Genomic DNA, 20,257 nt, shown 5'->3' with positions numbered 1-20,257 from the left:
CGGACGGTGGACGTCCGCCGGGTGGAGCGGGTGTGCGCCAACTATGAACGCAGCCGGGCGGATCCTGCCAGCACCCCGGCCGTGCCGCGCCCGACCAACATGGGACTCGACCAATGGCGGGACCCGCGGCGGGCCTCGCGGGGCCGGGGCCTAGAGTGCTCCCGTCCGCCCTCACCTCGGCCCGGGAACCAGCCATCCACGATCTTGTCTCCCGCATCCGCCGGCTCGGCCCCTCCTGCGGCCCGGTCCGGCTCGTCGGCGTCGACGGGCACGCCGGCTCCGGGAAGTCGACCTTCGCCGGCCTGCTGGCCGGGGCTCTGGACGGCGCCCCGGTGCTGCGCCTCGACGACATCGCCAGCCACGAGGAACTCTTCGGCTGGACCGCACGGCTGCTGAGCGAGGTGATCGAACCGCTCGGCCGCGGTGAGACGGCGCACTACTCCCCCTACGACTGGCGCACCCGCCGCTTCGGGCCGCCCCGCCTCCTGCCGCCGGCCCCCGTGATCGTCGTGGAGGGCGTCGGCGCGGGACGCCGGGCCCTGCGCCCGCATCTGGCGCTGCTGCTCTGGATGGACCTGCCGCGCGAGGAATCCTGGTCACGCGGCCGGGAGCGGGACGGCGAGGAGCAGCGGGAGTTCTGGGACGGGTGGGTGCGCGCGGAGAGCGAGCACTTCGCCGGCGATCCCTCGCGCCCCTTCGCGGACCTTCTGGTGCGGCAGCGCCAGGAGGGGTACAAGCTGCTCACCGGGCCTGCCGGGACAGATGATCCGCCCCCTCCGCTCACGCACGGTGACGATCCGTCGGCAATGTGGTGAACCTGTGAAGAGCGGTCCCGGACAACTTGCCGGAGCGCCTCAACTCTGCTTGACCGAGGGCCCGTACAGGTCTTACGTTCTCAATGTGCGGCTCTCCGGAGTCGCCGGCAGACGCGAAGCCCCCGGTTGTTCCCCCGTGATCGGGGGCTTCGTTCTGCTCTCTTCGCGTTTTTCGACCGCCCAGTGGCATATGACGATCACCCTGGGTCACCTACCGGTCCGGCGCACTCCCCTCCCACCTCGCTCTTCGCCGTGCGCGGCACCCTGGGGACGCGCCGCCGCCGCAGGTACGATGCCCTCGGTGCGCCCTACGGACGCTGCTTCGCGCACCTTGCAACTCCGGTCCGCGGCACAGCGGTTCGACCACAGGGAGCCGACGGGCGAGGACCGGCCGGCACACCGACGGGGCACGGTTCGTGGGGGACGTGATGGACTTCGGCACGCAGGGCCCGCAGGCCCCGGCCGACCTGGCCTGGCTGCGAGGCGTGGACGCCTACTCCATGGGCGCCTATCCGCAGGCCGAGGAGGAGTTCCGGGCCGCGGTCCGGATCGATCCGGGGATGGCCGACGGCTGGCTCGGACTGCACGCGCTGCGCGTCGACACGACGACCGCGCTGCTGCGGATGTTCCGGCACCGGGAGCGCTTCGGCGAACAGCGCGGCAGGCACCGGCGCACCCTGAACTCCTGGTACTGGCTGGGCTGGTGGGTGCAGCCGGTACTGGAGAGCCCTCGCGACCTGCTCCTCGCGCACGCCTCCCACTGGCTGGACGGCCGCCACGTCCCCGAGCTGGACCGGGCGCTCGCCGGACTGCCCCCGGTCGACACCGATCCGCAGGTCCGCTTTCTGCACGCCTGCCGCGCCTACCTGGTCAAGGACTGGGAGCAGCTGGTCCGGCACACCGACTCGCTGGTCGACGACCCGGTGCTGGGCATCGAGGCCGGCCTCTTCGGCGGCATGGCGCGGGTACGGCTGGAGATGTACGGGCAGGCCGAACCGCTGCTGTCGGCGGCGCTGATGCGCTGCCGCAGCGAGCAGCCCCAGCGGAAGGAGCTGCGCTACTGGCTGGCGCGCGCCCATGAGGGAACCGGCCGCAGCGCGGCGGCGCTCCCCCTGTACCGGGCCGTGCACCGGGTCGATCCGGCCTTCATGGACACCTCCGCCCGGCTCGCGGCGATCGCCGAGGGCGACGGCTACGACGATGCCGCCGACCTCGCCGCGATCACCCTCATGGGTGTCGGGCAGGACATGATGGACGGCCCCGACACGCTCGATCCGCTCTTCGGCTCCGAGGGCCGCGACCTCCGGCTGTCCGACGCCGAGCCTCCGCCGGGTCCGCTGCCGTCGGTCACCGGACCGGGGGTGCGCGAGCGCGCGGGCGGTCCCGGGTCGCCCCTGCCGACGGGGCCGACCGATCCCGCGCTACTGGAGGAAGCGCTCGCGGAACTGGAGCGCATGGTGGGACTTGAGCCGGTGAAACGCCAGGTCAAGGCCTTGTCGGCGCAGCTGAACATGGCGCGGCTGCGGGCCGGGCAGGGGCTGCCGGTGCAGCCGCCGAAACGGCACTTCGTCTTCTCGGGGCCGTCCGGGACGGGCAAGACCACGGTGGCCCGGATCCTGGGCCGTGTCTTCTACGCCCTCGGACTGCTCGGCGGTGACCATCTGGTGGAGGCCCAGCGGGCGGACCTGGTGGGCGAGTACCTCGGGCAGACCGCGGTGAAGGCCAACGAACTCATCGACTCCGCGCTCGGCGGGGTGCTGTTCGTCGACGAGGCGTACGCGCTGTCCAACTCCGGTTACGGCAAGGGCGACGCGTACGGCGACGAGGCGTTGCAGGTGCTGCTGAAGCGGGCGGAGGACAACCGTGACCACCTCGTGGTGATCCTGGCCGGTTATCCGGAGGGCATGGACCGCCTCCTCGCCGCCAACCCGGGACTGTCCTCACGCTTCACGACCCGTGTCGACTTCCCCTCGTACCGGCCCCTCGAACTCACCGAGATCGGCAAAGTGCTCGCCGCCGACAACGGGGACGTCTGGGACGAGGAGGCGTTGGACGAGCTGCGGTCGATCGCCGGGCACGTGGTGGACCAGGGGTGGCTCGACGAGCTGGGGAACGGGCGGTTCCTGCGGACGCTGTACGAGAAGAGCTGCGCGTACCGGGATCTGCGGTTGTCGGTCTGCCCGGGGGCGTTGACCCGTGAGGACCTGGCGACGCTGCGGCTGCCGGACCTGATGCAGGCGTACGGGGAGGTGCTGTCGGGGCGGGGTCCGTCGGACCCGCCGGGGTCGTGAGGACCCCGGCGGGCGGACCCGACGGCAGGAGCAGAAACGAAGACGCACGGCACGCGGCTATGCGGGAACCTCCTCGGGAGCGCCGCTCGTACGCTGCTCCGTCAGGGTGACCTCCCTGTGGGCCGGGTCGCGTACCTCGCCCACCAGCAGTTCCAGGACGTCTTCCAGGGCCACCAGGCCCAGGACCCTGCCGGAGGGGTCGCAGACCTGGGCCAGGTGGGTCGCGGCGCGGCGCATCACCGTGAGGGCGTCGTCCAGGGGGAGGTCGGGCCGCAGGGTCGTCATGCGCCGCCAGAGCCGCTGGGGGACGGCGCGACCCACGTCCTCCAGGTCCAGTACGTCCTTGACGTGGAGGTATCCCATGAAGGCGCCGCCGTCCGCGGCCACCGGGAAACGGGAGTAGCCGGTGCGGGCGGTGAGCTCCACGATCTGGGCCGGGGTGACCGCGGGCGTGACCGTCACCAGCGTCTCGCGGCCCAGCAGGACGTCCGTCACCGGACGGGAGCCCAGTTCCAGGGCGTCCTCGAGACGCTCGGCCTCCTCGGGGTCGAGGAGGCCCGCCTGCCCCGCGTCCTCCACCAGCCGGTTGAGCTGCTCGCTGGTGAAGACGGCCTCGACCTCGTCCTTCGGCTCGACGCGGAAGAGCCGCAGGACGGCCCGCGCGCAGGCCCCGAGCGCGAGGGTGACCGGCCCGCACAGGCGGGCGAACCAGACCAGTCCGGGGCTCAGCCACAGCGCGGCCGTCTCCGGGGCCGCCATGGCCAGGTTCTTCGGGACCATCTCGCCGATGACGAGGTGGAAGAAGACCACGACGGCGAGCGCGACGACGTAACCGAGCGGGTGGATCACTCCGTGCGGCAGGTGCATCCACGCGAAGACCGGTTCCAGCAGGTGGGCCACCGTCGGTTCGGCGACCGCGCCCAGGGTCAGCGAGCAGACGGTGATGCCGAACTGCGCGGCCGCCATCATCTGCGGCAGGTGTTCCAGGCCGTACAGCACCTGACGGGCGCGCGCGGTACCGAGCGGTTCGACCTGACTGCGGCGGACCGAGACCAGTGCGAACTCGGCGCCGACGAAGAAGCCGTTGGCGAGCACGAGCAGCGCGGCGAAGAGGAGTTGCAGGACGCTCATCCGGCCGCCTCCACGAGCGGCAGCGGGGCCGTCCTGACCAGACGGACGCGTTCGGCGCGGTAGTGGCCGACCCGGCGCACCGACAGCCGCCAGCCGGGCAGTTCCGCGCGGTCGCCGACGGCCGGGATACGGCCGAGCAGGTCGGCGACCAGGCCGGCCACCGTCTCGTACGGGCCCTCGGGCACCTCCAGGCCTATGCGCAGCAGGATGTCGACGCGGACCCCGCCGTCGACGTCCCAGGCCGGCTTGCCGTCCTCGGGCGGGGCGACGGCGAGTTCGGGGACGTCCTGTCCGTCGTGCTCGTCGCGCACCTCGCCGACGATCTCCTCGACGATGTCCTCCAGCGTGACGACGCCGGCCGTACCGCCGTACTCGTCGACGACGACGGCGATGGGCTGCTCGCTGCGCAGCCGCGTGAGCAGCGGCCGTACGGGCAGCGTCTCGGGGACGAGCAGCGCGGGGCGGGCGATGCGGCCGACGGGGGTGCGCAGCCGGTCGGGCACGGACACCGCGAGGGCGTCCTTGAGATGGACCATGCCGACGATCTCGTCGATGCGCTCCCGGTACACGGGGAACCGGGACAGACCGGTGGCCCGGGTCAGGTTCACCACGTCCTCGGCGGTCGCCGACGCCTGCAGGGCGCTGACCTTCACGCGCGGGGTCATGACGTGCTGCGCGGTCAGTTCGCCCAGGGACAAGGTGCGCACGAAGAGGTCCGCCGTGTCCTGTTCCAGGGCGCCGGCCCGGGCGGAGTGCCGGACCAGGGACACGAGTTCACCGGGGGTGCGGGCGGAGGCCAGTTCCTCGGCGGGCTCGAGGCCCAGGGCGCGCACCAGACGGTTGGCCACGGCGTTCAGCCCGGCGATGACCGGGCGGAACAGGCGGGCGAAGGCGTGCTGCGGGCCCGCGACGAAGCGCGCGACCTGCATCGGGCGGGACACCGCCCAGTTCTTGGGCACGAGTTCGCCGATCACCATCTGCACGGCCGAGGCCAGCAGCATGCCGACGACGACGGAGACCCCGGGGACCGCGCCCCCCGGGACGCCGATGCCGGTGAAGGGGCCGTGCAGGAGTCCGGCGAGCGCCGGCTGGGCCAGCATGCCGACGACCAGGGAGGTGATGGTGATGCCGAGCTGGGTGCCGGAGAGCTGGAAGGACAGTTCCCGGAGGGACTCGACGACGCGGCGGGCGCGCCGGTCGCCGGCCGCGGCCGCCTGTTCGGCGTCCGGACGTTCGACGGTCACCAGGCCGAACTCCGCGGCCACGAAGAATCCGTTGGCCAGGATCAGCAGGAACGCGGCTGCGAGCAGCAGCAGGGGGGTGGTCATGATGCCGTCTCCTCCGCATGCGCGCGTACCCGGCGATACGGGTCCGCACTATGTCGGCAGGGGGCGGCGCAGGTACTGCAGGACGATCCGTCCATCGCCGGAGAGGGTCACTCCTCGGGTAGCTGGAGCCCCTGGGCACCGGGCGGGGCGACAGGGGCGGAGGCGCCGTCGCGGCGCCTCCGCCCACCAGATTAATCAAGACATGGGCGACTGCGGCAGGTGAACGTCCCCGGCGCTTCCCGGAGCGGACCCGCGCCCGGGCCCGGGCCGCGCGCCCCCGGAGGCAGCCCGGTCCTCAGCCCGGCGGTGCCGCGTCGCCGGGCGTGGAGCGGTCCTCGGCGAGCGCCCGCAGGGCACGCGCGTCGGAGACGGCGCGCTGCCTGGCGATGCCCGGCTGGATGCCGAGAGCGGGCAGGCTGGTGCCGTCGCTGAGGTCGAGGAAGACCCAGGGATCACCCGGGCGGAGGTTCACCTGAAGGATCTCCGCCCACTCCAGGCGACGCCGGCTCACGATGTTGACGACGGTGACGCCCGCCTCGTCGGCGACGACCTTCGGCCGGGCCAGCAGGAACAGCACGCCGGCCAGGAGCGCGGCGGTGAACACGAAGCTGACCCGCTCCCCCGGGCTGAGGTGGTCCAGCAGCAGCGCGATGAGGGTGATGACCACGAACAGCGCGGCGCCGGCCGTGAGCAGCACCGCCCGGGTGTGGGCCGGCCGGAAGGTGACGGGCAGTGCGGGCGGCCTGCCCGGCGTGGAATCGGACATGAGGGTGCTCCGGGGCCGGTCAGAGGCGGCAGGCGTGGATGGCCGTGGTGAGGATGGCACGGGCACCGATGTCGTACAGGTCGTCCATGATCCGCTGGGCGTCCTTGGACGGCACCATCGCGCGGACGGCGACCCAGCCCTCGTTGTGCAGCGGGGAGACGGTCGGGGACTCCAGGCCCGGGGTGAGCGCGACGGCCTTCTCCAGCTGCTCGACCCGGCAGTCGTAGTCCATCATCACGTACGTCCGGGCGACCAGGACGCCCTGGAGGCGGCGCAGGAACTGCTGCACCTTGGTCTCGACGGTCTCGTCGGCACCGGCGGAGGCGCCGGTGCGGCGGATGACGACCGCCTCGGACTTCATGATCGGCTCGCCGATCACCTCCAGGCCCGCGTTGCGCAGCGAGGTGCCGGTCTCGACGACGTCGGCGATGACCTCGGCGACGCCCAGCTCGATCGCGGTCTCGACGGCGCCGTCGAGGTGGACGACCGAGGCGTCGATGGCGTGGTCGGCGAGGTGCTTCGCGACGATCCCCTCGTAGGAGGTGGCGACCGTCATGCCGTCGAGGTCGGCGACGCCGTTCGCCGTGCCGGGCTTGGTGGCGAAGCGGAAGGTGGAGCGGGCGAAGCCGAGCGGCAGGATCTCCTCGGCGTCGGCACCCGAGTCGACGAGCAGGTCACGGCCGGTGATGCCGATGTCGAGCTTGCCGGAGGAGACGTAGATCGCGATGTCGCGCGGACGGAGGTAGAAGAACTCCACCTCGTTCGTCGGGTCGACGATCCGCAGCTCCTTGGACTCGCGGCGCTGCTGGTAGCCGGCCTCATGCAGCATCTCCCCCGCGGGGCCTGACAGGGAACCCTTGTTGGGGACGGCGATGCGCAGCATGAGGTCGGCTTCCTTCGTGTGAGGGGTGGTGTCGCGAACGTCGGATCTACAGGTGGGCGTAGACGTCGTCGAGGGAGATGCCGCGGGCGACCATCATCACCTGGACGTGGTACAGCAGCTGCGAGATCTCCTCGGCGGCCGCTTCCTTGCCCTCGTACTCGGCGGCCATCCAGACCTCGGCGGCCTCCTCGACGACCTTCTTGCCGATGGCATGGACGCCCTTGTCGACCAGCTCGGCGGTGCGGGAGGTGGCGGGGTCGCCGTGGGCGGCCTTGTGCTGGAGCTCGGTGAAGAGCTCCTCGAACGTCTTCTTGGACATGGTGGTCCTTACCCTACGCGGTGACGGGGCCTGCTCAGCGCCAGGGTTCGGATACCGAGCGCAGGCAGGCCGCGGTCGCCACGGCCGCGGTGACCGCCTCGTGACCCTTGTCCTCGCTGGAACCGGGCAGACCGGCCCGGTCCAGGGCCTGCTCCTCGTCGTCACAGGTGAGCACGCCGAAGCCGACGGGCACGCCGGTGTCGACCGAGACCTGGGTGAGGCCCTGGGTGACGCCCTGGCACACGAAGTCGAAGTGGGGCGTGCCGCCCCGGATGACGACGCCGAGGGCGACGACCGCGTCGTAGCCGCGGCCGGCCAGGACCTTGGCGACGACGGGGAGTTCCCAGCTGCCGGGGACCCGGAGCAGGGTCGGCTCGTCGATGCCGAGGTCGTGCAGGGCGCGCAGGGCGCCGTCCACCAGTCCGTCCATCACCTTCTCGTGCCACTGTGCCGCGACGACGGCGACCCGCAGGTCCCCGACGTTGCGTACGGACAGTTCCGGTGCACCCTTGCCGCTCACGTCTCTCCTCGGTGTTCTCTTACTGGTTGCCGCAGACGGGCACGGTCGGCGTGTCCAGCCAGGGCAGGTCGTGGCCCATCCGGTCCCGCTTGGTGCGCAGGTAGCGGAGGTTGTGCTCGCTCGCGGTGACGGGCATCGGCTCACGCCGGGTGACCTCGATGCCGTGGCGGACGAGCGCGTCGGACTTGTCGGGGTTGTTGGTCATCAGGCGGACGCTGCGCACCCCGAGGTCGGCGAGGATCTGCGCGCCGGCCCCGTAGTCGCGGGCGTCGGCGGGCAGCCCGAGTTCGAGGTTGGCGTCGAGGGTGTCCCGGCCGTGCTCCTGGAGTTCGTAGGCGCGCAGCTTGGACATCAGGCCGATGCCGCGGCCCTCGTGTCCGCGCAGGTAGACGGCCACCCCCCGGCCCTCGGCCTGGATGCGGTCCAGGGAGGCGTCGAGCTGGGGGCCGCAGTCACAGCGCTGGGAGCCGAAGACGTCGCCTGTGAGGCATTCGGAGTGGACGCGGACCAGGACGTCCTCCCCGTCGCCGATCTCGCCGTGGACGAGGGCGACGTGCTCGACGCCGTCGACGGTGGAGCGGTAGCCGTAGGCCGTGAAGGTGCCGTGGGAGGTGGGCAGCCGGACCTCGGCCTCGCGGCGGACGGTGGGTTCGGCGGAGCGGCGGTAGGCGATCAGGTCCTCGATGGAGATGATCGTCAAGCCGTGCTTGCGGGCGAACGGGACGAGCTCGGGCAGCCGCAGCATGCGGCCGTCCTCACCGGCGATCTCGACGATGGCGCCGGCCGGCCGCAGACCGGCGAGGCGGGCGAGGTCGACGGCGGCCTCGGTGTGCCCGTCGCGCACGAGCACACCGCCGGAGCGTGCGCGCAGCGGGAAGATGTGGCCGGGGCGGACGAGGTCGGCGGGCTCGGCGCTGCCGCCCGCCAGCAGCCGGAGCGTGGTGGCGCGGTCGGCGGCGGAGATGCCGGTGCTCACTCCGTGCGCGGCGGAGGCGTCGACGGAGACGGTGAAGGCGGTCTTCATCGACTCGGTGTTGTCGTCCACCATCTGCGGCAGTCGCAGGCGGTCCAGTTCGTCGCCCTCCATGGGAGCGCAGATCAGACCGCGGCACTCGCTCATCATGAAGGCGACGATCTCCTCGGTCGCCATCTCGGCGGCGATGACGAGGTCGCCCTCGTTCTCGCGGTCCTCGTCGTCGACGACCACGACGGGGCGGCCGGCCGCTATGTCGGCGACGGCCTGCTCGACCGGGTCGAGCCTCAGATCGACGTCCTCGGTGCTGTACAGGATCGGTGCCGCGCTCATGCCGGCGCTCCTTCCAGGGCGGGCCGCGCGTCGCGGGAGCGCAGCCACCAGTCGCGCAGGCCCCAGAGGACCAGTGCGCCGTAGATGACGTAGACGAAGCCGGAGAAGGCGAAGCCGTTGGCGAAGTTCAGGGGGACGCCGACGAGGTCGACGAGCAGCCAGGCGAACCAGAACTCGACCATGCCGCGGGCCTGGGCGTACATGGCGACGATCGTGCCCACGAAGATGTAGGCGTCCGGCCAGGGGTCCCAGGACAGGGACGGGTAGGCGGTGAACAGTCCGCCGACGGCGAGGGTGCCGAGGGCGGCCCCGGCGACCAGTGCGGCCCGCTCGCGCCAGGTCGCGAACCGTACGGCGATGGACCCGTCCTGCGCCTGCTGCCGGCCGCGGTTCCACTGCCGGAAGCCCCAGGCGGCGACCAGCATGACGACCACCTGCTTGCCCGCGCTGCCCGAGAGGTGGGCGGTGGCGAAGGCGGCGAAGAGGATGAGCCCGGAGACGAACTGGGCGGGCCAGGTCCACAGGGAGCGGCGCCAGCCGAGGGCGAGGGCGATCAGGCCGACCACGTTGCCGATCATGTCCGACCACTTGATGTGCTGTTCGAAGAGGACGAACGCCTCGGAGTTGAGCCAGTTCACCGGGCCGCCCCCTCACCGGTGGCGCGGTCGCCGAGCAGCCGCTCGACGTACTTGGCGATGACGTCCACCTCGAGGTTGACGGGGTCGCCGGGCTGCTTGATGCCGAGCGTCGTCAGGGCGAGGGTGGTGGGGATGAGGCTGACCGTGAAGAAGTCGGGTCCGGCGTCGACGACGGTGAGACTGATGCCGTCGACGGTGATGGAGCCCTTCTCCACGACGTAGCGGGAGAGGTCCGCGGGGAGCGAGATCCTGACGAGCTCCCAGTTCTCCGACGGCTTGCGCCCGAGGACCTCGCCGGTGCCGTCGACGTGGCCCTGCACGATGTGGCCGCCCAGGCGTCCGCCCACGGCCATGGGCCGTTCGAGGTTGACGCGGGAGCCGACGGCGAGGGCGCCGAGGCTGGAGCGGTTCAGGGTCTCGGCCATCACGTCGGCGGTGAACTCGTCGCCCTCGTGCTCGACGACCGTGAGGCAGACGCCGTTGACGGCGATGGAGTCTCCGTGGCGGGCGCCCTGGGTGACGACGGGACCGCGCAGCCGGAAGCGACAGGCGTCGCCGAGGGTCTCGACGGCGGTGATCTCGCCCAGCTCTTCGACGATTCCGGTGAACACTTCCCGGGTCCTCCTGCCTCTTCGGGCACGGACTCCGGGGCTGCCGACGACGGCAGAGAGGACGAGCGGGGACACCGGGAGCGAACGCCGGACGGGCTCGCCACGACGGCGGACCGGTACGGCGGCGCGCATGGATGCCCGCCCGCCGCGCACTGCCTCCCATCCGGACTTTAACCGTCGGTCCAGGAATTTCACCTGGTCAACCGGTCGCTGGAGGCGACCGGGTCGCGGACTGTAACCGCCGGTTCGGACTTTCACCGACCCCGGAGTGCGCTGCTACTGGTACAGGGCCAGTGTGCCACGACCGGCCCCCCTTCACGCGAGCGAGGGGTGTGGAGTGCCTCACAGCGGGTGACCGCGGACGCCGCCGGGCGTCACACGAGGAGCAACTCACCCCCCGCCGGGCCCTCTTGCCGACCCCGAGATTGGTCCATACCTATTGACGCTTTGGTCTAGTCCTCTTAGGGTCCGAGCCAACTTCCGTGGAGAGGAACCCACTGTGCCGTCCCCCTCACGCCCCGGGGCGAGACCCGCGTTGCTCGCCTCCGCCGCCGCGGTCGCGGGCCTGCTGCTCGCCGCCCTGCCCGCCACCGTCTCGCACGCCGCCGGACAGGAGGCCTGCCGTCCCGACGGCCTGTACAGCACACCAGGTGTCGACGTCCCCTACTGCTCGGTCTACGACTCGGCCGGGCGGGAGAAGATGGGTGCCGACCACCAGCGCCGGGTGATCGGCTACTTCACCGGCTGGCGCACCGGCAAGGACGGGAAGCCCGCCTACCTCGCGTCCGACATCCCCTGGGACAAGATCACCCATATCAACTACGCGTTCGCGCACATCGACAAGGGCAACAAGATCTCCGTCGGTGCGGACGGCGCCGCCAACCCGGCGACGGGGATGACGTGGCCGGGCGTGGCCGGCGCGGAGATGGACCCCGCCCTGCCCTACAAGGGCCACTTCAACCTGCTCAGCAAGTTCAAGAAGCAGCACCCGGACGTCAAGACGCTGATCTCGGTGGGCGGTTGGGCCGAGACCGGCGGCTACTTCGACGAGAGCGGGAACCGCGTCGACTCCGGCGGCTTCTACTCGATGGCCACCAACGCCGACGGGTCCGTCAACCAGGCCGGCATCGAGACCTTCGCCGACTCGGCGGTCGACTTCATCCGGTCCTACGGGTTCAACGGCGTCGACATCGACTACGAGTACCCGACGACGATGAAGGACGCGGGCAACCCGCTCGACTGGTCCTTCGCCAACGCCCGCCGGGCCGGGCTGGTCAAGGGGTACGCGGCACTGATGAAGACGCTGCGCGAGAAGCTGGACCGCGCCGGCGCGGCCGACGGCAGGCACTACCTGCTGACGGTGGCGGCGCCCTCGTCCGGCTACCTGCTGCGCGGCATGGAGACCTTCCAGGTCCAGAAGTACCTGGACTACGTCAACATCATGTCGTACGACCTGCACGGCGCCTGGAACGAGTACGCCGGCCCGAACGCCTCCCTGTTCGACGACGGCAAGGACGCCGAGCTGGCCGCCGCTAACGTCTACGGCAGCGCCCAGTACGGAGGCATCGGCTACCTCAACACCGACTGGGCCTACCACTACTTCCGCGGCTCCATGCCGGCCGGCCGGATCAACATCGGCCTGCCGTACTACACCCGCGGCCACAAGAACGTGCAGGGCGGGACCGACGGTCTGTGGGGGAGGGCGTCGGCGTCCTCCTGTCCGGCGGGCTCCGGCCTGACCAAGTGCGGTGACGGCGCCGTCGGCATCGACAACCTCTGGCACGACCTGGACGCCAACGGCAAGGAGTCCCCCGCGGGTTCCAACCCCATGTGGCACGCCAAGAACCTCGAGAAGGGCATCGTCGGCGACTACGTCACCGACTACGGCTTCCCGGCGGGCACCCGGCTGACCGGCACCTACGCCCGCAAGTACGACGCGACGCTGGTCGCCCCCTGGCTGTGGAACGCCGAGAAGAAGGTCTTCCTCTCCACCGAGGACGAGCAGTCCGTCGCCGCCAAGGCCGACTACGTGGCGCAGCGCGGCATCGGCGGCACGATGGTCTGGGAGCTGGCCGGCGACTACGCCTGGAACGCCGCGAAGGGCCAGTACGAGATGGGCGACACGCTCACCTCCCTGATGTACGACAGGTTCAAGTCGGCCACGCCGTACGGCGCGAGGAAGTCGAACGCGGACCTGCCGGCGGAGGCGGTCGACGTGGACGTGGAGTTCACGGACTTCAAGCTCGGCGACTCCAACTACCCGATCACCCCCAAGCTGCGGATCACGAACCGCACGAAGACCGCGCTGCCGGGCGGCACCGAGTTCCAGTTCGACTACGCGACAGCCGCTCCGGGCAACGCCTCGGACCAGTCCGGTTTCGGCACCAAGGTCATCAGCAGCGACCACACGGGCAGCAACGTGGGCGGTCTGAAGGGCGACTTCCACCGGGTGTCGCTGAAGCTGCCGGCATGGCAGTCGCTGGCGCCGGGGGCCACCGTCGACCTGTCGTTCAACTACTACCTGCCGGTGTCGACGCCCTCGAACTGGACGGTGACGATCGGCGGCAGGAAGTACGCCCTCGCCGCGGACCTGGCGCGCGGGACGACCGTCGTCGAGCCGGGCACCGGCACGACCCCGACGGACCCGCCCACGACCGAGCCCGGCAACTGCGCGGACCCGGCGTGGAACGCCGCGACCGCGTACGGCGGGGGCAGCGTGGTGTCCCACGAGGGACACGTCTGGAAGGCGCAGTGGTGGACGCAGGGCGAGGAGCCCGGCACCACCGGCGAATGGGGAGTGTGGCGGGACCAGGGAGCCTGCTGACCCCACTGAGAACGGCCCGGCGGCGGTGACGACGGCCCTTGCCCGCCGCCGGGTCTCACCACACGCGGATGCGCTCGGGACGGGACCCGGAGAAGCTGGACGTCGTCCGGGGCGGTCCGGCGCCGATGTCACAGGTGACGGTGGCCGGTCCGTCACACCGGACGCGGGGCGCTCCGCAGGGGGGCGCCGGTGTCCGAAGGGGATGAACGGCATGACCACGATCCTGGTGACCGGCGGTACCGGAACACTCGGCCGGCACCTCACCGAACGGCTGCGCGCGGACGGCCACGAGGTGCGGGTGCTCAGCCGCCACGCCCAGCCGTACGCCGTCGATCTGCGCGAGGGCGGGAGCGGGCTGGACGACGCCGTCGCGGGGGTGGACACGGTCGTGCACTGCGCGACGTCCCCGCGGGGCGGGGACGAGAAGGCTTCACGGAACCTGATCGCGGCGGCACGGCGGGCCGGAGTGGGGCATCTGGTGTACATCTCGATCGTCGGCGTGGACCGGGTGCCGTTCGGCTACTACAAGTCCAAGCTGGCGGTGGAGCGGCTGGTCGAGGAGTCCGGGATCGGCTGGACGGTGCTGCGCACCACCCAGTTCCACGATCTCGTGCTCAGGGTCCTGCAGGGCATGTCCAGGCTGCCCGTCATGCCGTTGCCCGCCCGGGTGAAGGACCAGCCGATCGACGTCACGGAGGTGGCGGAGCGCCTGGCCGAGCTGGCCCAGGGGGCGCCGGCGGGCCGGGTCGACGACATGGGCGGCCCGGAGGTGCGTACGTTCGACTCGCTGGCCCGCGCGTATCTGAGGGCCGCGGGCCGCCGCCGCGCGGTGGTGAGGGTCCCCCTGCGCGGGGCGGCCTACGACGCCTTCCGCGCGGGCGGCCACCTGGCCCCGGAGCGGGCGGTCGGCACGGGCACGTTCGACGAGTTCCTGACCCGGCGCCTCGGAGCCGCCGTCACCCACCGGTGACGAAGCCGGGACACCGGCCCGAGGTCCTCAGCCGTGCCGGATGCGGGCGTCCACCCGGTGCGGCTCACCGAACCCGCGCCTGACCGCCGGTGGTGCCGCGGGGTGGGCGGCGGTCAGTGGCCGGGTTCGCCGAAGAGTTCGTTCTGGGCCTGGTCGCGGGCCGTCAGCAGCGCTCCGCGCAGCACCGCGCCGCCACCGAGGGTGCTGGGCCGTACGTCGGCGGGCAGCGGTGACATCCTGGCCAGGCGGTCCCGAACCCGCGCGGCCAGTGCCTCGCCGCCGGCCTGCCCCACCTCACCGCCCAGGACCACGTGTCCGGGGTCCAGCAGCGCGACCACGGACGCGACACCCACCGCGATCCGGTCGGCGAGGGTGTCGAGGAAGCGTGCCCCTGCCGAGGCGGGCCCGGCCGCTGCGACGGCGGCCCGCACCGCCCCCGCCGCCACCGGCTCGGCACCGGGCTCCGCGACGAGGCCGTACTCCGCCGCCAGGTCCGCGACCGCAGCCGCCCCCACCAGGGAGTGGAAGCCGCCCTCGCAGTCCGTGGCCGAGGGCAGGCCCCGGGTTCCGGGGACCGGGAGGAAGCCGATCTCCCCCGTGCCGCCGGAGGCGCCCCTGCGCAGCGTGCCGTCGAGGACCACGGCCGCGCCGGTGCCGTGCCCCAGCCAGAGCAGGACGAAGGTGTCCCGGTCCCGGGCCGCGCCGTCGCGCTGTTCGGCCAGCGCGGCGAGGTTCGTCTCGTTCTCCACGCTGACGCGGGCCTCGGGCAGCCGTTCCTGGAGCGCGGCGACCAGGCGGCGGTGCCACTCCGGCAGGCCCGTGGAGTCGCGCAGTTCACCGCTCGCGGGGTCGATCAGTCCCGGTGCGCCGATCCCGACCGTGTGCAGCCGGTCGGCCCCCGCCTCCTTCGCCGTCCGCTCGACCAGCGCCACCGCCTGCTCCACCGCGGGCCCCGTTCCCGCGTCCCCGGTGATGGGCAGGGAAGCCTCCGCCAGGACGTCGCCGACGAGGTCGGACACGGCCACGGCGACGCCCTCGGTACGGACGTCCAGCGCGGCGAGGTGCGCCCGGTCCGCCACGATGCCGTAGAGCTTGGCGTTGGGGCCGCGGCGCTGTTCCCCGGCCTCACCCGCCACCCCGATGAGACCTGCCGCGGTGAGACGTTCGACCAGGTCGGCGACGGTGGGCCGGGACAGCCCGGTCAGCTCCTTCAACTGCCCCGCGGTCAGCGGGCCTTCCTGCTGGAGCAGGCGCAGCGCGAGCCGGTCGTTGATGGCTCTGGCGGTGCTCGGGGATGCGGCCATGCCGGGATCCTTCCAGATCGGCGGGACGGGTCGGCGCGAGGACCGGCAGCGGGAACGGCGTTCCGAAAACACTCTTATCTTTCAGGCAGGGTTCCTGATAGTTTACGGCGGCGCGGACGGTAACGGACCACCGGGAGGGGCAGGGATGAGTGCAGTGGGGTACGCACAGCGCGAGGTGAGGCGGGCCCGGTACGCCGTGGCCGCGGTGTTCGCCGTCCACGGCGCCGTCACCGGCTCGTTCGCCACCCGTGTCCCCTGGATCCAGGACCACGCCGGGGTGAGCGCCGGGCAGCTCGGCCTCGCACTCGCCTTCCCCGCGCTCGGCGCCTCCGTCGCGATGCCGCTCGCCGGAAGCATCAGCCACCGCTTCGGTGCCCGCACCGCCCTGCGCGGGCTGATCGCGCTGTGGACGCTCGCACTGGTCCTGCCGTCGGCCGCCCCGAACCTGCTCGCCCTCTGTCTGGCCCTGTTCGTGTTCGGCGCCACGGCGGGCATGTCCGACGTGGCGATGAACGCGCTGGGCGTCGAGGTGGAGAACCGTCTCAACAAGTCGATCATGTCCGGCCTGCACGGCATGTGGAGCACCGGAGCCCTGATCGGCTCGGCGGCCGGCACACTCGCCGCCCACCTCGGCTCGGACGCCCGGCTGCACCACGCGCTCGCGGCCGCCGTACTGACGGTGGCGGGTGTGACCGCCTGTGCCTGGGTGCTGGACCTGCAGCCCGCCGAGGACGAGGAGCCGCCGCCGCGGTTCGCCCTGCCGCCCCGGTCCGCCCTGCTCATCGGCGCGATCGGCTTCTGCGCGGTGTTCGCGGAAGGCGCCAGCCTGGACTGGTCCGCGGTCTACCTGCGCGACCAGCTGGAGACCTCCGCCGGTCTGGCGGCGGCCTGCACCACGGGTTTCACGCTCACCATGGCGATCGCCCGGATCGCCGGGGACCACGTGGTGGACCGCTACGGCGCCGTGCGCACGGTCCGCGCGAGCGGTGTCGTCGCCGTGCTCGGCGGACTGCTGATCGTGTTCGCCGAACACCCCGCGACGGCGATGGGCGGGTTCGCGCTGATGGGTCTGGGCATCGCGGTGGTCGTACCGCTCTGCTTCGCCGCCGCCGGCCGCAGCGGCGCCAATCCGAGCCTGGCCATCGCGGGTGTCGCGACCATCACCTACACCTCGGGCCTGATCGCGCCGAGCGCGATCGGGCTGCTGGCCCAGGCGACCAGTCTGATGGTGTCCTTCGTCCTGGTGACGGTGCTGTCGTGCGGCATCGCGGGCTTCGCGGGCGTCCTGCGCGCGGGAGACCGCACGAAGGTCACGCGTCCGGACGCAGCAGTTCCCGAGCCGCGTCCCTGAACGTGCCGCTCCAGGGCGCCGGGCGCAACGTCGCGGCGTCCAGCCGCACCAGCACCCGGCTGCCCCGGGCGTAGGTCACCGCTCCGTCCTGCGAGCAGAAGCGGAACCCGTAGGTGAGCCCGGTCGTGCCCAGCCGGTCCAGCCAGAGGTGGACGGCGTAGGTACCCGGCCGGGTCACCGGCGCCTCATAGGTGACGCGCAGTTCCCTGACCGCGTTGCAGGCGTCGCCGGCCGCGGCCCAGTCGCCCTCGAAGCGGACGCCGTTGTCGTTCCACAGCTCGGTCCAGGCCCGCTCCACCAGCAGCGGGTAACGGGCGTTGTGCAGCAGCCCCAGCGCGTCGAGGTCGTCGAAGTGGACGGTCACGGGGATCAGCCGGCCGTACGGCAGTGCGGGGGCGAGCGGGGCTTCGGCGGTCACGGGTGGGACTCCTGGGACGTACGGAATGAGTGCCGTCTGCATCGAACAGCGGCGCGTCCTCATCCTAAGCAGACGCTCAGCCGGGCCGGGCCCGCCCGGTCAGCTGTACGAAGCACTGCTGCTCAGCCCCCACAATGGTCCGGACACGCTGGACACACGACGAAAGCGACAGCCCATGGATCTCGGCGTCCGCTGGACACTGCACGGCGACGGACGCACCCCGGCCCCCGGCGCGGTGGTCCGCCCCGACGAACGGCTCTCCTGGCCCCGCACGGCCGGCCTCGGGGCCCAGCACGTCGTGGCGATGTTCGGGGCCTCGTTCGTCGCCCCGGTACTCATGGGTCTGGACCCCAACCTCGCCATCATGATGTCGGGCGTCGCGACCGTCGTCTTCCTGCTGGCCACCCGCGGCCGGGTGCCCAGCTACCTGGGCTGCTCGCTCTCCTTCGTCGGCGTCGCGGCGGTCATCCGGGCCCAGGGCGGGTCGAGCGCCACGGTCACCGGCGCCGTGTTCGTGGTCGGGGCCGCGTTGTTCCTGGTGGGTCTCGCGGTGCGGCGTTTCGGGGCGCGGATCATCCACGCCACGATGCCGCCGATCGTGACCGGCGCGGTGGTGATGCTGATCGGCTTCAACCTGGCGCCGGTGACCGCCGCGACCTACTGGCCGCAGGACCAGTGGACCGCCCTGTTCGTGATGCTCTTCACCGGACTGGCCGTGGTCTGCCTGCGCGGCTTCTGGTCCCGCATCGCGATCTTCCTCGGTCTGGTCTTCGGGTACGCCCTGTCCTGGGGGCTGGACCGGGTCTTCGGGCGGATCCACTCGGCGGACGCGAGCGGCAAGGTCACCGACCACTGGCGCCTCGACCTCTCCGGAGTGGGCCGGGCGGACTGGATCGGCCTGCCCGACCTGCACGGGCCCTCCTTCGAGTGGTCCGCGATCCTGGTCGCCCTGCCCGTGGTCATCGCGCTGATCGCCGAGAACGCGGGGCACGTCAAGGCGGTCGGTGAGATGACCGGCGACAACCTCGACGACAAGCTCGGCACGGCCATCTCCGCCGACGGTGTCGGCTCCATGCTGTCCACCGCCGTCGGCGGCCCGCCGAACACCACCTACTCGGAGAACATCGGCGTGATGGCCGCGACCCGCGTGTACTCCACCGCCGCGTACTGGGCGGCCGCGGGCTTCGCCCTGCTGTTCGGTCTCTGCCCGAAGTTCGGCGCGGTCGTGGCGGCCATTCCGGGCGGGGTGCTGGGCGGGATCACCGTGATCCTGTACGGCATGATCGGTCTGCTCGGCGCCCAGATCTGGATCAACGCCGGGGTGGACCTGCGCAATCCGCTGAACCTGGTGCCCGCCGCGGCGGGCATCATCATCGGCGTCGGCAACGTCTCGATGGAGTTCACCGACACCTTCTCGCTCAGCGGCATCGCGCTCGGCACGCTGGTGGTCATCACGGGCTACCACGCGCTGCGGGCCTTCGCCCCCGCCCACCTCAAGACGCAGGAGCCGCTGCTCGACGAGGGCACGTCCTCCTACGACACGGACGGCACCGAGGACGATCAGCGCGCCAAGTCGTAGGCGTACGACGGGGTGAACGTGCCCGGCGCCCCTGTGCAGCCGTCCGACTCGCCGGGGAGTTTCACCCACAGGTAGCCGTGGATCCCGGTCTCACCGGTGCTGAGCGTCGGGGTCCGGCCGAGCTTGCGGCCGGCCGGGTCGCACCACTCGCCGTCCGCCGGGGCGCCGTTGCCGTTGCGGCTGGTGTCGATCACCGCGCCGAGGTCCGCCGGACCGCCGAGGGCGTCGAGCACGGCACGGTCGTGGGCGATCTCGTCGGCCGTGGCGTGGAAGTTGGAGACGTTGCTGAAGATGCCGTCGGAGGAGGCGGCCGAGGCGGCCCCGGCCTGCCGCAACCAGCCGGCCTGCTTCGCCGGCGCGTTCCAGCCGGAGTGCCCGGCGTCGTAGTAGACCCTGGCCCGGGGGTTGGCCTCCTTGAGCACCCGTCCGGCGCGGGCCAGCGAGGCGAAGCGGTCGGCGCGCTGCCCGGCGGAGAGGCACTCGGACTGGGCGACCGAGTCGGGCTCCAGGATCACGATGACCTCCCCGCTGCCGAGGCCGGCGGCGAAGCGGTCGATCCAGGCGTCGTAGGCGCCCAGATCGGGGGCCCCGCCCCGGGAGTGCCCGCCGCAGTCCCGGTCGGGGATCGTGTACGGCACGAGGACCGGCGTCCGGCCCTGCGCTGCGCCGCCGGACGCCACGGCCCGCACCCGGGAGGTGATCGTGTCCGGGGAGTAGTCCGCGAACCACACGGCCGCCGGCCGGCCGGCTATGCGGGACTCGATGACCGCGCGGCGCGGGTCGTCGGGGTGGGCCCGCACCCAGTCCAGGACACGGCTCCCGGGGTGGCGGTAGAGACGCGTGGACACGGGGGCGGCCCGCCGTTTCTCCCCGGTCCGGGAGGCCGACGGCCTGGGACTGGCCTTCCTCGTCGGACCGGCCCCGGGCGAGGGGGACCCGGACGCCGACGGGGAGGGCGAGGGCACCGCGGGCAGCGGTTCCAGGCGCGTCGACGAGGAGACCCCGGGCCGGGCCGCCTCCGCACCGCGTCCGTCACCGGTCGCGGACATCATCCCGGTGGCGGTGCCGACCGCGACGACCACGGAGGCCGCCGCGACCATCATGCCGCGACGGGCGGCACGGCGGCGGTCGGCCCTTCGCGCGGACAGGCGCCGGGCACGCGAGCCTGACACAGTACTGTTCCCCCTCCCCCACGGCGGGCGC

18 protein-coding genes and 1 riboswitch are annotated in these 20,257 nt (G+C 72.2%); of the genes, 6 read left to right on the top strand and 12 right to left on the bottom strand.

What is annotated here, in order from left to right; all coding sequences use genetic code 11:
* Positions 1 to 155 precede the first annotated feature (155 nt).
* Positions 156 to 815 carry a uridine kinase family protein gene (locus tag BU52_RS20735; protein WP_037936534.1) on the top strand — a complete coding sequence of 220 codons (660 nt, stop codon included), beginning with the start codon at positions 156 to 158 and terminating at the stop codon, positions 813 to 815.
* Between the two features lie 428 nt (positions 816 to 1,243).
* Positions 1,244 to 3,106 carry an AAA family ATPase gene (locus BU52_RS20730; RefSeq protein WP_037936648.1) on the top strand — a complete coding sequence of 621 codons (1,863 nt, stop codon included), beginning with the start codon at positions 1,244 to 1,246 and terminating at the stop codon, positions 3,104 to 3,106.
* A 57-nt stretch (positions 3,107 to 3,163) separates the two neighbouring features.
* On the opposite strand, the gene BU52_RS20725 is transcribed toward BU52_RS20730, so the two are convergent.
* The 9 genes from BU52_RS20725 to BU52_RS20685 form a co-directional block, all read right to left on the bottom strand.
* A complete protein-coding gene (locus BU52_RS20725) occupies positions 3,164 to 4,237 on the bottom strand; it encodes a hemolysin family protein (RefSeq protein ID WP_037936532.1) in 1,074 nt (357 codons plus the stop codon).
* The gene (locus BU52_RS20720; RefSeq protein WP_037936529.1) at positions 4,234 to 5,565 is read right to left on the bottom strand and encodes a hemolysin family protein; all 1,332 of its coding nucleotides are present in this window, start codon (positions 5,563 to 5,565) and stop codon (positions 4,234 to 4,236) included. The genes BU52_RS20725 and BU52_RS20720 overlap by 4 nt, the downstream gene beginning before the upstream one ends.
* 295 nt (positions 5,566 to 5,860) lie before the next feature.
* Positions 5,861 to 6,331 (bottom strand): PH domain-containing protein, encoded by a 471-nt coding sequence (locus BU52_RS20715; protein ID WP_037936528.1) that lies wholly within the window; start codon positions 6,329 to 6,331, stop codon positions 5,861 to 5,863.
* Positions 6,332 to 6,350: 19 nt separating this feature from the next.
* Positions 6,351 to 7,214: an ATP phosphoribosyltransferase gene (gene hisG / locus BU52_RS20710; protein WP_037936526.1), complete on the bottom strand. Its 864-nt coding sequence runs from the start codon at positions 7,212 to 7,214 to the stop codon at positions 6,351 to 6,353.
* A gap of 46 nt (positions 7,215 to 7,260) precedes the next feature.
* Positions 7,261 to 7,533, bottom strand: a complete 273-nt coding sequence (locus BU52_RS20705; RefSeq protein WP_004990764.1) for a phosphoribosyl-ATP diphosphatase — start codon at positions 7,531 to 7,533, stop codon at positions 7,261 to 7,263.
* Positions 7,534 to 7,567: 34 nt separating this feature from the next.
* Positions 7,568 to 8,053 (bottom strand): 6,7-dimethyl-8-ribityllumazine synthase, encoded by a 486-nt coding sequence (ribH, locus tag BU52_RS20700; RefSeq protein WP_037936523.1) that lies wholly within the window; start codon positions 8,051 to 8,053, stop codon positions 7,568 to 7,570.
* Positions 8,054 to 8,072: 19 nt separating this feature from the next.
* A complete protein-coding gene (locus BU52_RS20695; RefSeq protein ID WP_037936520.1) occupies positions 8,073 to 9,359 on the bottom strand; it encodes a bifunctional 3,4-dihydroxy-2-butanone-4-phosphate synthase/GTP cyclohydrolase II in 1,287 nt (428 codons plus the stop codon).
* Positions 9,356 to 9,997 (bottom strand): nicotinamide mononucleotide transporter family protein, encoded by a 642-nt coding sequence (locus tag BU52_RS20690; protein ID WP_037936518.1) that lies wholly within the window; start codon positions 9,995 to 9,997, stop codon positions 9,356 to 9,358. The genes BU52_RS20695 and BU52_RS20690 overlap by 4 nt, the downstream gene beginning before the upstream one ends.
* Entirely contained in the window at positions 9,994 to 10,608 is a 615-nt protein-coding gene (locus tag BU52_RS20685) for a riboflavin synthase (RefSeq protein WP_037936515.1), read from the bottom strand. The genes BU52_RS20690 and BU52_RS20685 overlap by 4 nt, the downstream gene beginning before the upstream one ends.
* A gap of 145 nt (positions 10,609 to 10,753) precedes the next feature.
* Positions 10,754 to 10,884, bottom strand: a riboswitch (FMN riboswitch).
* A 223-nt stretch (positions 10,885 to 11,107) separates the two neighbouring features.
* Between BU52_RS20685 and BU52_RS20680 the strand changes: the two genes are divergently transcribed.
* Positions 11,108 to 13,432, top strand: a complete 2,325-nt coding sequence (locus BU52_RS20680; RefSeq protein ID WP_037936513.1) for a chitinase C-terminal domain-containing protein — start codon at positions 11,108 to 11,110, stop codon at positions 13,430 to 13,432.
* A gap of 211 nt (positions 13,433 to 13,643) precedes the next feature.
* Positions 13,644 to 14,402 carry an SDR family oxidoreductase gene (locus BU52_RS20675; protein ID WP_037936510.1) on the top strand — a complete coding sequence of 253 codons (759 nt, stop codon included), beginning with the start codon at positions 13,644 to 13,646 and terminating at the stop codon, positions 14,400 to 14,402.
* Positions 14,403 to 14,515: 113 nt separating this feature from the next.
* Here BU52_RS20675 and BU52_RS20670 read toward each other — a convergent pair whose 3' ends face one another.
* Complete coding sequence (locus BU52_RS20670; RefSeq protein ID WP_037936508.1) at positions 14,516 to 15,706, bottom strand: ROK family transcriptional regulator; 1,191 nt, start codon at positions 15,704 to 15,706, stop codon at positions 14,516 to 14,518.
* A 145-nt stretch (positions 15,707 to 15,851) separates the two neighbouring features.
* On the opposite strand from BU52_RS20670, the gene BU52_RS20665 reads away from it, so the two are divergent.
* On the top strand, positions 15,852 to 17,057 hold the full coding sequence (locus tag BU52_RS20665) for an MFS transporter (protein WP_037936505.1): 1,206 nt from the start codon (positions 15,852 to 15,854) through the stop codon (positions 17,055 to 17,057).
* Here BU52_RS20665 and BU52_RS20660 read toward each other — a convergent pair.
* The gene (locus BU52_RS20660; protein ID WP_037936504.1) at positions 17,017 to 17,475 is read right to left on the bottom strand and encodes an acyl-CoA thioesterase; all 459 of its coding nucleotides are present in this window, start codon (positions 17,473 to 17,475) and stop codon (positions 17,017 to 17,019) included. The two genes, BU52_RS20665 and BU52_RS20660, sit on opposite strands and share 41 nt — an antisense overlap.
* A gap of 175 nt (positions 17,476 to 17,650) precedes the next feature.
* On the opposite strand from BU52_RS20660, the gene BU52_RS20655 reads away from it, so the two are divergent.
* Positions 17,651 to 19,054, top strand: a complete 1,404-nt coding sequence (locus tag BU52_RS20655) for a uracil-xanthine permease family protein (protein WP_037936502.1) — start codon at positions 17,651 to 17,653, stop codon at positions 19,052 to 19,054.
* Here BU52_RS20655 and BU52_RS20650 read toward each other — a convergent pair.
* Positions 19,036 to 20,154 (bottom strand): glycoside hydrolase family 6 protein, encoded by a 1,119-nt coding sequence (locus BU52_RS20650; RefSeq protein ID WP_037936646.1) that lies wholly within the window; start codon positions 20,152 to 20,154, stop codon positions 19,036 to 19,038. The two genes, BU52_RS20655 and BU52_RS20650, sit on opposite strands and share 19 nt — an antisense overlap.
* Between the last annotated feature and the right edge of the window lie 103 nt (positions 20,155 to 20,257).

This window comes from Streptomyces toyocaensis (assembly GCF_000725125.1).
GTDB lineage: Bacteria > Actinomycetota > Actinomycetes > Streptomycetales > Streptomycetaceae > Streptomyces > Streptomyces toyocaensis.
The sequence above is the reverse complement of the archived record's forward strand: the minus strand, read 5'-3'. Positions and strand labels throughout refer to the sequence as shown.

What these genes read in the sequence shown, in the direction of transcription:
- BU52_RS20730 (WP_037936648.1), top strand. Translation starts at nt 1,244, where the DNA reads ATGGACTTCGGCACGCAGGGCCCGCAGGCCCCGGCCGACCTGGCCTGG.
- BU52_RS20725 (WP_037936532.1), bottom strand. Translation starts at nt 4,237, where the DNA reads ATGAGCGTCCTGCAACTCCTCTTCGCCGCGCTGCTCGTGCTCGCCAAC.
- BU52_RS20720 (WP_037936529.1), bottom strand. Translation starts at nt 5,565, where the DNA reads ATGACCACCCCCCTGCTGCTGCTCGCAGCCGCGTTCCTGCTGATCCTG.
- BU52_RS20715 (WP_037936528.1), bottom strand. Translation starts at nt 6,331, where the DNA reads ATGTCCGATTCCACGCCGGGCAGGCCGCCCGCACTGCCCGTCACCTTC.
- hisG (WP_037936526.1), bottom strand. Translation starts at nt 7,214, where the DNA reads ATGCTGCGCATCGCCGTCCCCAACAAGGGTTCCCTGTCAGGCCCCGCG.
- BU52_RS20705 (WP_004990764.1), bottom strand. Translation starts at nt 7,533, where the DNA reads ATGTCCAAGAAGACGTTCGAGGAGCTCTTCACCGAGCTCCAGCACAAG.
- BU52_RS20695 (WP_037936520.1), bottom strand. Translation starts at nt 9,359, where the DNA reads ATGAGCGCGGCACCGATCCTGTACAGCACCGAGGACGTCGATCTGAGG.
- BU52_RS20675 (WP_037936510.1), top strand. Translation starts at nt 13,644, where the DNA reads ATGACCACGATCCTGGTGACCGGCGGTACCGGAACACTCGGCCGGCAC.
- BU52_RS20670 (WP_037936508.1), bottom strand. Translation starts at nt 15,706, where the DNA reads ATGGCCGCATCCCCGAGCACCGCCAGAGCCATCAACGACCGGCTCGCG.
- BU52_RS20665 (WP_037936505.1), top strand. Translation starts at nt 15,852, where the DNA reads ATGAGTGCAGTGGGGTACGCACAGCGCGAGGTGAGGCGGGCCCGGTAC.
- BU52_RS20655 (WP_037936502.1), top strand. Translation starts at nt 17,651, where the DNA reads ATGGATCTCGGCGTCCGCTGGACACTGCACGGCGACGGACGCACCCCG.
- BU52_RS20650 (WP_037936646.1), bottom strand. Translation starts at nt 20,154, where the DNA reads ATGGTCGCGGCGGCCTCCGTGGTCGTCGCGGTCGGCACCGCCACCGGG.